This is a genomic window from Paucisalibacillus globulus DSM 18846 (assembly GCF_000482485.1).
Lineage (GTDB): Bacteria > Bacillota > Bacilli > Bacillales > Amphibacillaceae > Ornithinibacillus > Ornithinibacillus globulus.
In genome coordinates this window covers 146,411-159,968 of record NZ_AXVK01000020.1, presented here as the reverse complement: position 1 = coordinate 159,968, position 13,558 = coordinate 146,411, and the positions used below count along the sequence as shown (strand labels likewise).

Sequence of the window (13,558 nt, the reverse complement as noted above, 5' to 3'; positions counted from 1 at the left end):
AAAAGCAACGAAAATAAAAGATATATGAAGCAATTCGAAGAAAAAATAAATAAATTCAAAGTTTTTCTAAAAAAAGAAGGAATCTCTAAAGTTTTGTCGAATACATAAAGTGGACATGAACCGAATTAAAGGAGGAGCATTTGTGGATAAGATATCAATTTGTTTAGTAGATGATAACAGAGACTTAATTAATTTAATGGAGGAATTTTTTGAGGAACAGCCTGATATAGAAGTTGTTGGAACAGCTTACAATGGAAAAGATTGTCTAACCTTAGTTGAAGAAAAAAAGCCGGATGTACTAATATTAGACATCATTATGCCACATGTTGATGGACTTGCTGTTTTAAATATGCTGAGAGAAAAAGGTAAACCAAGTAATGAGCCACATGTTATAATGTTGACTGCTTTCGGTCAGGAAGAAGTAATGAAAAAAGCTGTAGATCTTGGGGCATCATATTTTATTTTAAAACCGTTTGATTTAGAAAATCTTGCAGAGCAGATTCGTCAGGTTAACGGACGTTCAGTTCTTTCAAATCGCTCAACTATTGGTGTGAAAAAAGAAAGAAAGAAAAAGGATTTAGAAGCAAGCATTACGAATATTATTCATGAAATTGGTGTACCTGCACATATTAAAGGATATATGTATTTGAGAGAAGCAATTACGATGGTTTATAATGATATCGAATTACTAGGCTCTATAACAAAAGTCTTATATCCAGATATTGCCAAGAAATTTAACACAACTTCTTCACGAGTTGAACGAGCAATCCGCCATGCAATTGAAGTTGCTTGGAGTCGTGGCAATATTGACTCTATATCCGCACTGTTTGGATATACTGTAAGTATTTCAAAAGCAAAACCAACAAATTCTGAATTTATAGCAATGGTTGCTGATCGGTTAAGGTTAGAACATAAAGCGAGTTAATGAAAAAAATTACTGTATGTCGTCATACAGTAATTTTTTTATTACTTTAAAGGAAATCTGAAAGTTATGTTCCTTACCTTTATCTATTGAATGAATTTAATTGCACCAATGTTTGGGGCATTTAGGAACTCCCGAAATTGTCCCCTTTATGAAAGAAACTCTCCCTAAAAGTAGACCTATTGTAATTCCTTTTTTTCTTTTTTTTCTAATTGTTTTTTACGATCACGATGTATGATAAATCCACCTAAAAATGCAAGTCCACCAATGAAAAGTATCAAGCCTGCAGCAAATTGAACACTAGTATGGAGGAATATCGGATGAAATTCATCGAACAATGTGTCTCGCATTAATTTTATGCCGATTGCGGCAATGACACCGGGAATAAAAATTAGGATAACAGCGATTAGTCTAATCATTTTATCTCCTTCAATTAAAAAATATTGTAATAATGCTTCTAGTATAGTTCATTAGTATACCAAAAGGGAAAAGATAGATGAAAAATTTTGATTTGCCATATTTCCAATCATAACGTATGATAGAAAAGTAGAGTATTTGTAACAATTAATTTAAAGAAAAACACTATAATTTTAAATATTTAAAAAATATATTTGAAATATTTAATAATTAAAGCGCTTTCATTTACTCTAGATAGTTATTTTGTATTATAATAGGATAAAATGAAAAGAAAACTAGTTTTTTTGATTAGTTAAATAACGTCACACAAAATGTTATTGATAGCTCCTGCTGTTTTTCGGTAAGAGTTTATTATATAGAATAATTCTTTGAATAGGAGGAAAGTAAATGGAAATTTTCAAAAGTATGGAAGTATATGATTATGAACAACTAGTGTTTTGCCAAGATAAGAATTCTGGCTTAAAAGCAATTATTGCAATTCACGACACCACATTGGGACCTGCTCTTGGTGGAACTAGAATGTGGACATATGAAACAGAGGAAGAGGCTATAATAGATGCTTTGCGCTTAGCTAGAGGAATGACATATAAAAATGCTGCTGCAGGATTAAATTTAGGTGGAGGGAAAACGGTCATTATCGGTGATCCTCGAATAGACAAAAATCCAGAAATGTTTCGCGCATTTGGTAGATACGTACAAGGATTAAATGGAAGGTATATAACAGCTGAAGATGTAGGAACTACGGAAGAAGATATGGATTTAATACATATGGAAACTGATTTTGTTACAGGTGTCTCTGCTGAAACTTCTGGATCATCAGGGAACCCATCACCAGTGACAGCATATGGAGTATATAGAGGTATAAAAGCTGCAGCACTAGAAGCGTTCGGTGATGATTCATTGGAAGGAAAAACAGTTGCAGTACAAGGTGTTGGAAATGTTGCGTATGCTTTATGTGAATACCTTCATAAAGAAGGTGCAAAATTAGTTGTTACAGATATTAATAAAGCTGCTGCAAATCGTGCGGTAGAAGCATTTGATGCAAAAGCGGTTGATCCTAATGATATTTATGATGTTGATTGTGATATATATGCACCATGTGCTCTTGGTGCAACAATTAACGATGATACAATACCTCGTTTGAAAGCTAAAGTAGTGGCTGGATCTGCAAATAACCAACTGAAGACAACAGAACATGGTGATATTTTATATGAAAAAGGGATCGTATACGCACCTGACTATGTTATCAATGCAGGTGGTGTAATTAATGTTGCAGACGAGTTGAATGGATACAATCAAGCAAGAGCAATGAAAAAAGTAGAAACAATATATGATAGTCTTCGCAAAGTATTTGAAATTTCGAAGCGGGATAATATACCTACCTATCTTGCTGCAGACAGAATGGCAGAAGAACGAATTGAGTCTGTAAGAAAATCAAGAGGTCAATTTTTACTAAATGGCCATCATACATTAAGCAGAAGGTAAGGGGGAGGTTTTAATGGCAGAAGAGTATGATTTAGTCGTACTAGGAGGCGGAACCGGTGGTTATGTTGCTGCAATTCGTGCTTCTCAATTAGGAATGAAAGTGGCAGTTGTAGAAAAGGGAGAACTTGGAGGCACTTGTCTTCACAGAGGCTGTATACCTTCTAAATCCTTACTACGAAGTGCTGAAGTATATAGACAAACAAAGAGTGCCGGGGATTTTGGAGTTACGACAGGTAATATAGAATTAGACTTTTCACGAGTTCAAGATAGAAAAACTAACATTATAAATACACTTCATCAAGGTGTAAAAGCCCTTATGAAAAAAGGTAAAATTGATGTTTTTCAAGGATTTGGAAGGATTTTGGGACCGAGTATCTTTTCGCCACTTCCAGGAACTATCTCTATTGAGTACGAAAATGGAGAGGAGAACACGATGCTTGTTCCAAAAAATGTTCTAATCGCAACGGGTTCTAAGCCTAGAACACTACCTGGCCTTGATATTGATGGAACTTACGTAATGAGTTCAGACGAGGCGTTGCAGATGGAAAGACTACCTGAGTCAATAATTATAATTGGCGGGGGTGTAATAGGAATCGAATGGGCTTCTATGCTAGCTGATTTTGGTGTGAAAGTTACTGTTATTGAATACTTAGATCAAATACTGCCAACAGAAGATCAAGATATTGCCCGAGAAGTGGAAAAGCAGTTAAAACGAAAAGGCATATCTTTTGTTAAAGGAGCTAAAGTATTAGCGGAAACACTTCGTAAGGAAAACGGTGTTACTATTGAAGCTGCTGTCGGTGATTCAAAACAGGTATTTTCTGCTGAAAAAATATTGGTTTCTGTCGGGCGTCAAGCAAATACGACTAATATTGGGTTAGAGAATACAGATATTGTAGTTGAAAATGGAGTAATAAAAACTTCTAAATATTTTCAAACAAAAGAAACCCATATTTATGCTATTGGCGATGTTATTGGAGGTATGCAATTAGCACATGTTGCTTCCCATGAAGGTATTATTGCCGTTGAGCACATGAGTGGGCTAAATCCGGAGTCGTTAAATTATGATAATATTCCAGCTTGTATTTATTCGAATCCAGAGGCAGCTAGTGTAGGACTTACTGAGCGACAAGCAAAAGAACAAGGTTATGAAATTAAAGTAGGAAAATTCCCGTTCAAAGCGATTGGAAAAGCTTTAGTATATGGAGAATCTGATGGGTTTGTTAAAATTATTATGAATAAAGCAAATGAAGATATTCTTGGTGTGCATATGGTTGGTCCGCATGTAACAGACATGATATCAGAGGCAGGACTTGCAAAAATGCTGGATGCGACACCTTGGGAAATTGCACATAGTGTACATCCACATCCAACTCTATCTGAGATTATGGGTGAAGCAGCACTTGCTGTAGAGGGCTTACAAATACACGGATAATGAATAATTTTTAGATGATAAAGGAGGGACCATCTATGGCTACAAATCGTCATGAGGAACTGGGACTATCTAATGAACAAGTATTAGAAATGTATAAAACAATGCTATTAGCTAGAAAACTAGATGAAAGAATGTGGTTATTAAACCGTGCAGGAAAAATTCCTTTCGTTATATCCTGTCAAGGACAAGAGGCCGCGCAGGTTGGTGCAGCGTTTGCTCTAAATAGAATGGAAGATTATGTTGCACCATATTATCGTGATATGGGTGTTGTACTTGCGTTTGGTATGACCGCAAAAGAATTAATGCTTTCAGCTTTCGCTAAAGCGGAAGATCCAAACTCTGGTGGACGTCAAATGCCAAGTCACTTTGGCCAAAAGAAGAACCGTATTTTAACTGGTTCATCACCAGTAACAACACAGGTTCCACATGCTGTTGGAGTTGCACTTGCAGCTAAAATGGAAAATAAGAAAATAGTTTCATTTGTTACGTTAGGTGAAGGCTCATCCAACCAAGGTGATTTCCATGAAGGATTAAACTTCGCTGGGGTTCATAAACTCCCTGTGATTACTATGGTTGAAAACAATAAATATGCTATTTCAGTACCGAGTGAAAAACAGTTGGGAAATGAAAAGGTTTCTGATAGAGCACTTGGTTATGGTATGCCGGGATATACAGTGGATGGTAATGACCCATTGGAGGTATATAAAGTAGTTAAGGAAGCTAGGGAACGTGCGCTCAAAGGTGAAGGGGCAACATTGGTTGAAGCTGTCTCTTATCGATTGACCGCTCACTCAAGTGACGATGATGATCGTGCATATCGGGATAAAGAAGAAGTAGATGAAGCGAAGAAGTTAGACTCCATCTTTACTTTTGCATTTTATCTAAAGGAATTAGGTATTTTAACAGAAGAAATAGAGATAGAGATTACAAATGAAATTGTGGCTATTGTAAATGAAGCTACGGATTATGCAGAAAATGCTCCGTACGCTTTACCAGAAGATGCACTTAAGTATGTATATGAAGAGTAGGGAGGGAACCAAATGCCAGTAATGTCATATATACAAGCTGTTACTACTGCTTTACGTGAAGAAATGCAGCGTGACGAGAAAGTATTTATACTTGGGGAAGATGTAGGTAAAAAGGGTGGCGTATTTAAAGCTACCGAAGGATTGTATGATCAATTTGGGGAGTACCGTGTTCTAGATACACCACTTGCAGAATCGGCAATTGCAGGTGTAGGAATTGGTGCGGCTATGTACGGTATGCGTCCTGTTGCTGAAATGCAATTTGCTGATTTTATTATGCCGGCTGTTAACCAGATCATCTCGGAAGCTGCAAGAATTCGTTACCGTTCTAATAATGATTGGAATTGCCCAATTGTAATTCGTGCACCTTATGGTGGTGGAGTTCATGGAGCGTTATATCATTCACAGTCTGTTGAGGCGTTGTTTGCCAACCAACCAGGACTTAAAATTGTAATGCCGTCGACTCCTTATGATGTGAAAGGACTTTTAAAGGCGGCTATTAGAGATAATGATCCAGTGCTATTTTTTGAACATAAACGTGCTTACCGCTTGTTAAAAGGTGAAGTGCCAGAAGAGGATTATGTACTTCCAATTGGAAAAGCAGATGTGAAAAGAGAGGGTTCTGATATTACTATTATTACCTATGGACTTTGTGTTCACTTTGCTCTACAGGCTGCTGAAAAACTTGCAGAAGTGGGAATTGAAGCGCATATTCTTGATTTGCGTACAGTTTACCCATTAGATAAAGAAGCAATTATTGAAGCAGCTAAAAAGACAGGAAAAGTACTTTTAGTTACGGAAGATAATAAAGAAGGTAGCATTATTGGCGAGGTAGCTGCAATTATTGCAGAAAACTGTTTATTTGATTTAGATGCACCAGTCATGAGACTTGCTGGACCTGATATTCCTTCTATGCCATATGCACCAACAATGGAAAAATTCTTTATGATGAACCCAGATAAAATTGAAAAGGCAATGCGCGAATTAGCAGAATTTTAAATGACAGGAGGGATACAGATGGCAACTGAAAAAATTACTATGCCTCAACTTGGAGAAAGTGTAACAGAAGGTACAATTAGCTCTTGGCTTGTAAAAGCTGGTGACCACGTTAATAAATATGATCCAATTGCTGAAGTGATGACAGATAAAGTAAATGCGGAGGTTCCTTCTTCTTTCACTGGATTAATAAAGGAAATCGTTGTGCCAGAGGGAGAGACTGTAGCTGTTGGTGAGCTTATTTGTTATGTCGAAACAGAAGCTGGTGGTGCAAATGAAACCTCGACATCCGCGACTGAGAAATTAGAAAGTCAGGGAGCCTCACAAGTTCAAGTGAAATCTTCTGATCAATCAATGAAAAAGCGTTATTCTCCTGCAGTACTTAGATTAGCACAGGAAAATAATATTGACTTGGAACAAGTAACTGGTACTGGCCGTGGTGGGAGAATTACCCGTAAAGATATCGAAAAAGTTATGGCATCAGGGGATATCCCTACATCGAATGTCCAAGTTGCTACACCAGTTGTTACGGAAGATATACAACCTAAAGCTTCTAAGACTGTACCGCACGCACCGCAACCTACAACTCAAGTCGGCGATATTGAAATTCCTGTAACGGGTGTTCGAAAAATTATCGCCCAAAATATGGTGCGTTCGAAGACGGAAATTCCCCATGCTTGGATGATGGTTGAAGTGGATGTCACAGATTTAGTCAATTATCGTAATAAACTTAAGAATGAGTTTAAAAAAAATGAAGGCTATAACCTTACATACTTTGCATTTTTTGTAAAAGCCGTTGCACAAGCGCTTAAGAAATTCCCACAATTAAATAGTACATGGGCAGGAGATAAAATCATCCAACGTAAAGATATTAACCTCTCCATTGCAGTAGCGAAGGACCAGGAACTATTTGTTCCTGTAATTAAACATGCAGATGAGAAAAGTATTAAAGGAATTGCTAGAGAAATAAACGAGCTTGCTCTAAAAGCTCGAACAAATAAATTGACCGCAGACGATATGCAAGGTGGTACCTTTACTGTGAATAATACCGGTTCATTTGGGTCTGTTCAGTCTATGGGGGTAATTAACCATCCACAGGCAGCAATTTTACAAGTAGAATCAATTGTTAAAAAACCGGTCATTATTAATAACATGTTTGCTGCAAGAGATATTGTAAATCTATGTCTTTCACTTGATCATCGCATCCTGGATGGGCTAGTTTGTGGCAAGTTCCTAGCAGATGTGAAGGAAACGTTAGAAAATATGAATGAAAATACAGTTCAAGTGTATTAGAGCGAGCTTTTAGAATTGAATTTTACCACTAAAATTGATAACCTAGAAGTTAGGTAGGATTAAACTAACACAAGGGGTGCTTATATTGGATTTCAACCTATTTATGAATGATATTGTTGATGCTGCACGTAAGGATATAAAGGAAGCGGGTTATGAGGAGCTTCGATCTGAGGAAGATGTTGACACTGCACTAACACGAGAAGGTACAACACTTGTATTGATTAACTCAACATGTGGTTGTGCTGGTGGAGTTGCACGACCAGCAGCAGCTAATGCCATTCACTCCGATAAACGTCCAGATCACTTAGTGACAGTATTTGCCGGACAAGATCGTGAAGCAACGGAAAAAGCTCGTACATACTTTGAGGGCTTTGCACCATCATCACCATCTTTTGCGTTCTTAAAGGATGGTAAAATTGTTACGATGCTTGAACGTCATGATATTGAAGGTCATAGTGCAATGGAAGTAATGACAAAACTTCAAGATATCTTCAATCAACATTGTGAAGAAGTATAAGTAATGAATCAAATAAGGCTGTCCTATTTAAAAGGCAGCCTTATTTCTTATAGAGGAGAAATTGTAGTGAAAATTGGGTATCGGACTATTAAGACAGCTATCGGCACACCAATCGCTATCGTAATTGCCCAAGCGTTAGGACTCTCAAATTTTACTTCGGCAGGGATTCTTACGATACTTACGATTAAACCATCTAGAAAACAGTCCGTTTTAAGTGCATGGCATCGTTTGCTAGCTTGTATAATTGCAAGTATTTTCTCATTTGTATTTTTTGAACTATTAGGTTATTACCCAATTGTTTTAGCAATCATGTTTATTGTATTTATACCAGTAACAGTTTTATTAAAAGTAACACCTGGTATTGCAACAAGCTCTGTCATTACATTAGGCTTTTACAGTGCGGGTGATATATCGATTCATTTTTTATTTGAGCAATTTTTCATCATAATTATTGGGATTGGAATAGGATTGTTACTTAATCTGTATATGCCAGGTAATGATCATAAACTTAAGCAAATTCAACAGAATATTGAGGATAACTTTCAAGTAATCTTAAAGGAAATTGCATTGTATTTGCGTGAAAAGAATACGGTTTGGGATGGAAGAGAAATACGGGAATCAGAAATTTTATTGGATAAAGCAATAGAACTAGGTGAAATTGATCGGGAAAACCACCTATTACGTTCCAAACATACGTATTATGATTATTTTGTGATGAGAAATAAACAACTTGAGCTACTACGAAATATGCTTCCGCTCGTAACCAAGTTACCTAACCATGATGACATCTCCTTACATATTGCAAGCTTTTTTGAGGGATTGGCAGAATCAGTACGGCCTGAAAATACGGCAATTGTTTTCTTAGAACAACTAAAGGAATTACGGGATGAGTTTAACAAGGAGGATTTACCATCAACCTATGAAGAATTTGAAACAAGGGCAAACCTATTCCGACTACTACATGAAATCGAAAGCTATTTAATAATAAAAAAACGCTATAAGGAGAGTGATGTAAGTTTACTACGTCATTTTCGTGTAAAAAAGAATAGATAAAATAAAAAAGACTGCGATTACAAAATTATGTAATCCAGTCTTATCATACATCTTTACATATTTACAAATAGTGCTAAACCGTAAGTAACAGTAGATACTACCATGGCAATAATCATAATATATATTGCTAATTTCATACGTTTTTCACGCTTTGATTTTCTTCTTGGAGCAGGTTTAGTAGTTTGTTTTGCAGACATTCGTAAGTCCTCCTTAAATCCCATGTGCTCTATTTATTTTAACGTTAAAATAAGAATTGGACAAGTATAATATTTAAGTTATAATTTTTTTAGCATTAATTTTCCTAATATTTACCTTATTGCAAGCGATAACATAATTTGTTTTTTATTGAATGGGGGAATAAGAATGAATATCAACCAAAAGGATATAGAAAAGAAATGGCGGAATTCGCTTGATGAAATTTTAAAGCGCTTTCCAGAACGAAATAACACCTTTCAAACTAGCTCTGAAATAGATGTGGAGAGACTCTATTACCCTGAAAATGATAGTGACTATCATGAAAAACTAGGTTTTCCGGGTGAGTACCCATATACAAGAGGGATTCAGCCAACTATGTACCGAAGCAAATATTGGACAATGCGCCAATATGCTGGGTTTGGTTCTGCAAAGGAAACAAATAAACGATTTAGATATTTATTAGAACAAGGACAAACGGGATTATCCGTTGCATTTGACTTACCAACTCAAATTGGTTATGACTCTGATGATATGATGTCAGAAGGTGAAGTAGGAAGAGTTGGGGTAGCAATTGATACATTACATGATATGGAAGCTTTATTAGATCAAATACCATTAGATAAAGTTAGTACGTCAATGACAATCAATGCACCTGCATCTGTATTACTTGCTATGTATATTGCTATAGGGGAGAAGCAAGGTGTTCCAAAAGAAAAATTAACGGGTACCATCCAAAATGATATTTTAAAGGAATATATTGCAAGGGGTACTTATATTTTTCCTCCGAAGCCATCCATGAGATTGATTACTAATATCTTTGAATATTGTTTGGAGCATGTTCCAAAGTTTAATACAATAAGTATTTCTGGCTACCATATTCGTGAAGCAGGTTCTACAGCAGTACAAGAAGCAGCCTTTACCATTGCTAATGGTATGGCTTATGTTGATGCAGCTATTGAATCCGGATTAAATGTTGATGCTTTTGCTCCGAGACTAGCATTCTTCTTTAATGCTCATAATAACTTTTTTGAAGAGATTGCTAAGTTTAGAGCTGCTAGAAGAGTGTGGGCAAAAATAATGAAGGAACATTATCAGGCAAAAAACCCTAAGAGTTGGAAATTACGCTTTCATACGCAAACAGGTGGATCTACTTTAACTGCCCAGCAACCAGACAATAATATTGTAAGGGTTACCATGCAAGCTCTAGCTGCAGTACTTGGAGGTACTCAAAGCCTACACACAAACTCTCGGGATGAAGCATTGGCATTGCCAACAGAGGACTCGGCTCGTATCGCATTACGTACGCAACAAATAATTGCCAATGAAAGTGGTGTTGCAGATACGGTAGATCCATTAGGTGGTTCGTATTATATAGAAGCTTTAACAGATAAAATAGAGGATGAAATCGGTGTTTACCTAAAGCAAATTAAGGAGCTAGGTGGGGCAGTATCTGCGATTGAGGAAGGTTTTATGCAACGTGAAATTCATCGTACTGCCTACGAAACACAAAAAAGAATTGAAAAAGAAGAAGAAATTATCGTGGGGTTAAATAAATATAAATTGGATGAAGAAGTTAATACAGAATTATTAAAGGTTGATGAGGAATTAGAACGCCAGCAAAAGTCTTTCTTACAAGACATTAGGAAACAACGTGATAATGAAATGGTTGAAAGTACCTTAAAACAGCTAGAATGGGCCGCCAAGAATTTAGAAGAGAACTTGATGCCATATATTCTAAATGCCGTAAAAGCTTATGCTTCTGTAGGGGAAATCTGTAATGTTCTTCGTAAAGAATTCGGGGAATATGGAAGCATGTAATAGTCTGATTTGGGAGGAGAATATATAATGGCAAAAATTAGGGTTTTAATTGCTAAACCAGGTCTTGATGGGCACGATAGAGGGGCACTAGTAATCTCGCAGGGACTGAGGGATCATGGAATGGAAGTTGTTTATACTGGCTTAAGACAATCACCTGCACAAATTGCAAAAGCTGCGATTCAGGAGGATGTAGATGTAGTAGGATTATCTTCCTTGTCCGGAGCACATCGAACACTTTTTCCAAAAGTAGTTGAAGAATTAAAGGCAGCAAATGCTAGTGATATTCCGGTAATTGGAGGCGGTGTTATACCTGCTGAAGATATTCCATTTTTAGTAGAACAAGGTGTAAAGAAAATATTTACAAGTGGTTCGTCAATTGAAGATTTAGCAAACTATATTATAGATTTAGTTAGCCCAACCGAAAAAGAAATAACAAAAAAAATATCCCATATAGGAATAGCTGTGAAATCAATTGAACAGTCTTTGCCTTTCTACATCAAGAAATTGGGGCTTAAATTAGAGGGAATGGAAGAGGTTGAATCGGAAAATGTAAAAGTAGCATTCCTTAAAATTGGGGAAAGTCGTTTTGAATTATTAGAACCAACAGATGATACATCCCCGATTTATAAGTTTATTGAGAAAAAAGGAGAAGGGATCCATCATATCGCATTGGATGTAGATGATATTGAATTAAGAATGAGAAATCTTTCCAAGAACGGGATTCAATTTATAAATGCTGAACCTAAAACGGGTGCCCATCAATCGACAATAGCATTTATACATCCAAAATCTGCACATGGTGTGCTATTTGAACTTTGTGAAGAAGCAGGGGGAGATCAGACATGATGGATATGTTTGATAAAATAAGCGAGCTCTATGATAAAAGAAGAATGGCTGAACTTGGTGGTGGCGATGATAGAATTGAAAAGCAACATGCGAAAGGTAAATGGACTGCAAGAGAGAGAATCGATTATCTACTAGATGATGGGAGTTTTGTTGAACTAAATACATTTATCGAAAATCGCGGTACAGATTTTGAAATGAATAGTTCTATCGGTGCAGGAGACGGTGTGGTTACTGGCTACGGTAAAATTAATGGAAGATCAGTGTATTTATTTGCCCAGGATTTTACTCTGTATGGTGGTGCTCTAGGTGAAATGCATGGTAAGAAGATAGCGGCAGTTATGGACTTAGCTGCGAAAAACGGTGTTCCATTTATTGGTTTAAATGACTCAGGTGGAGCTAGAATACAAGAAGGAGTCTCATCACTCGATGGATATGGTCAGGTATTTTATCGAAATGCCATCTACTCTGGTTATATACCACAAATTTCTGTCATCATGGGACCGAGTGCAGGTGGTGCGGTTTATTCTCCAGCAATAACAGATTTCGTTATTATGGTAGAAAAAACATCACAAATGTTTATAACTGGTCCAAAGGTAATCGAAACGGTGACTGGAGAAAAGATATCTTCGGAGGATCTTGGTGGTGCTCATATTCACAATGGTAAAAGTGGAAATGCCCATTTTAAAGCAAAAAATGAAGAAGAGGCATTAGACCATGTGAAAAGATTATTATCCTATTTGCCAAATAATAATAATGAGAAACCAGTGTTAGGTGAATATATTGAAGATGAACTTAGAAATTATCGCCCTGAGTTGGTCGATATTGTTCCTTTTGATTCTACTCGACCTTATGATATGAAGAAGGTTATTCACCAAATTGTAGATGAAGATAGTTTTTACGAAATTCATGCTGATTTTGCCAAAAATATTGTTGTTGGTCTGGCAAGAATAAAAGGACAAACAGTTGGGCTAGTTTGTAATCAACCAAAGCATTTAGCAGGTGGATTAGATATTGATTCAAGTGATAAGGCAGCCCGTTTTATTCGCTTTTGTGATTGTTTTAATATTCCAATCATTACATTTGAGGATGTGACAGGTTTCTTTCCTGGCATAAAACAAGAACATGGTGGTATCATACGTCATGGAGCAAAAATTTTATATGCCTATTCAGAGGCAACGGTACCTAAACTAACGGTTATTGTTCGCAAGGCATATGGTGGGGCTTATGTGGCTTTAAATAGTAAATCTATTGGTGCCGATTTAGTATTTGCATGGCCAAATGCCGAAATTGCTGTGATGGGTCCAGAAGGTGCTGCTAATATTATTTTTGCAAAGGAAATTGCTTCGAGTGAAGAACCTGAGCGTACTCGTCAAGAAAAAATTAATACATATCGAGATAAGTTTGCTAATCCTTATATTGCAGCTAAATTGGGGATGGTTGATGATGTTATCGATCCAAGGGAAACAAGAATTAAGTTGATTCAAGCATTGGAAATGCTCGCAACTAAACAGGAGGAACGTCCTAAAAAGAAGCATGGGAATATTCCTCTTTAACAC

13 protein-coding genes are annotated in these 13,558 nt (G+C 36.5%); 11 read left to right on the top strand and 2 right to left on the bottom strand.

The features are described 5' to 3' along the window. Positions 1-142 precede the first annotated feature (142 nt). Positions 143-925 carry a sporulation transcription factor Spo0A gene (gene spo0A, locus K332_RS0105930; protein WP_026906641.1) on the top strand — a complete coding sequence of 261 codons (783 nt, stop codon included), beginning with the start codon at positions 143-145 and terminating at the stop codon, positions 923-925. 176 nt (positions 926-1,101) lie between these two features. Here spo0A and K332_RS0105925 read toward each other — a convergent pair whose 3' ends face one another. Further along, positions 1,102-1,341: a DUF2627 domain-containing protein gene (locus tag K332_RS0105925; RefSeq protein WP_026906640.1), complete on the bottom strand. Its 240-nt coding sequence runs from the start codon at positions 1,339-1,341 to the stop codon at positions 1,102-1,104. A 385-nt stretch (positions 1,342-1,726) separates the two neighbouring features. On the opposite strand from K332_RS0105925, the gene bcd reads away from it, so the two are divergent. From bcd to K332_RS0105890, 7 genes are all read left to right on the top strand, one after another. After that, positions 1,727-2,824, top strand: coding sequence for a branched-chain amino acid dehydrogenase (gene bcd, locus K332_RS0105920; RefSeq protein WP_026906639.1), 1,098 nt, complete (start codon positions 1,727-1,729; stop codon positions 2,822-2,824). A 13-nt stretch (positions 2,825-2,837) separates the two neighbouring features. Then, on the top strand, positions 2,838-4,259 hold the full coding sequence (gene lpdA / locus K332_RS0105915) for a dihydrolipoyl dehydrogenase (protein WP_026906638.1): 1,422 nt from the start codon (positions 2,838-2,840) through the stop codon (positions 4,257-4,259). A 35-nt stretch (positions 4,260-4,294) separates the two neighbouring features. Beyond that, positions 4,295-5,287, top strand: a complete 993-nt coding sequence (locus K332_RS0105910) for a thiamine pyrophosphate-dependent dehydrogenase E1 component subunit alpha (RefSeq protein ID WP_026906637.1) — start codon at positions 4,295-4,297, stop codon at positions 5,285-5,287. A gap of 12 nt (positions 5,288-5,299) precedes the next feature. Continuing rightward, the gene (locus tag K332_RS0105905) at positions 5,300-6,283 is read left to right on the top strand and encodes an alpha-ketoacid dehydrogenase subunit beta (protein WP_026906636.1); all 984 of its coding nucleotides are present in this window, start codon (positions 5,300-5,302) and stop codon (positions 6,281-6,283) included. Positions 6,284-6,301: 18 nt separating this feature from the next. Continuing rightward, a complete protein-coding gene (locus tag K332_RS0105900; RefSeq protein ID WP_026906635.1) occupies positions 6,302-7,573 on the top strand; it encodes a dihydrolipoamide acetyltransferase family protein in 1,272 nt (423 codons plus the stop codon). Positions 7,574-7,658: 85 nt separating this feature from the next. Continuing rightward, the gene (locus K332_RS0105895; RefSeq protein WP_026906634.1) at positions 7,659-8,090 is read left to right on the top strand and encodes a BrxA/BrxB family bacilliredoxin; all 432 of its coding nucleotides are present in this window, start codon (positions 7,659-7,661) and stop codon (positions 8,088-8,090) included. Between the two features lie 66 nt (positions 8,091-8,156). After that, positions 8,157-9,143, top strand: coding sequence for an aromatic acid exporter family protein (locus tag K332_RS0105890; RefSeq protein ID WP_026906633.1), 987 nt, complete (start codon positions 8,157-8,159; stop codon positions 9,141-9,143). A gap of 53 nt (positions 9,144-9,196) precedes the next feature. Here K332_RS0105890 and prli42 read toward each other — a convergent pair whose 3' ends face one another. Beyond that, positions 9,197-9,340 carry a stressosome-associated protein Prli42 gene (gene prli42, locus K332_RS23890; protein ID WP_156914148.1) on the bottom strand — a complete coding sequence of 48 codons (144 nt, stop codon included), beginning with the start codon at positions 9,338-9,340 and terminating at the stop codon, positions 9,197-9,199. Between the two features lie 166 nt (positions 9,341-9,506). On the opposite strand from prli42, the gene K332_RS0105880 reads away from it, so the two are divergent. Genes K332_RS0105880 through K332_RS0105870 form a run of 3 tightly spaced genes read left to right on the top strand, consistent with a single transcriptional unit; the run spans position 9,507 to position 13,555 of the window. Further along, positions 9,507-11,156 (top strand): acyl-CoA mutase large subunit family protein, encoded by a 1,650-nt coding sequence (locus K332_RS0105880; RefSeq protein WP_026906632.1) that lies wholly within the window; start codon positions 9,507-9,509, stop codon positions 11,154-11,156. Positions 11,157-11,183: 27 nt separating this feature from the next. Continuing rightward, the gene (mce, locus tag K332_RS0105875) at positions 11,184-12,002 is read left to right on the top strand and encodes a methylmalonyl-CoA epimerase (protein ID WP_026906631.1); all 819 of its coding nucleotides are present in this window, start codon (positions 11,184-11,186) and stop codon (positions 12,000-12,002) included. Beyond that, the gene (locus K332_RS0105870; protein ID WP_026906630.1) at positions 11,999-13,555 is read left to right on the top strand and encodes an acyl-CoA carboxylase subunit beta; all 1,557 of its coding nucleotides are present in this window, start codon (positions 11,999-12,001) and stop codon (positions 13,553-13,555) included. Before mce ends, K332_RS0105870 begins: the two co-directional genes overlap by 4 nt. Positions 13,556-13,558: the final 3 nt, after the last annotated feature.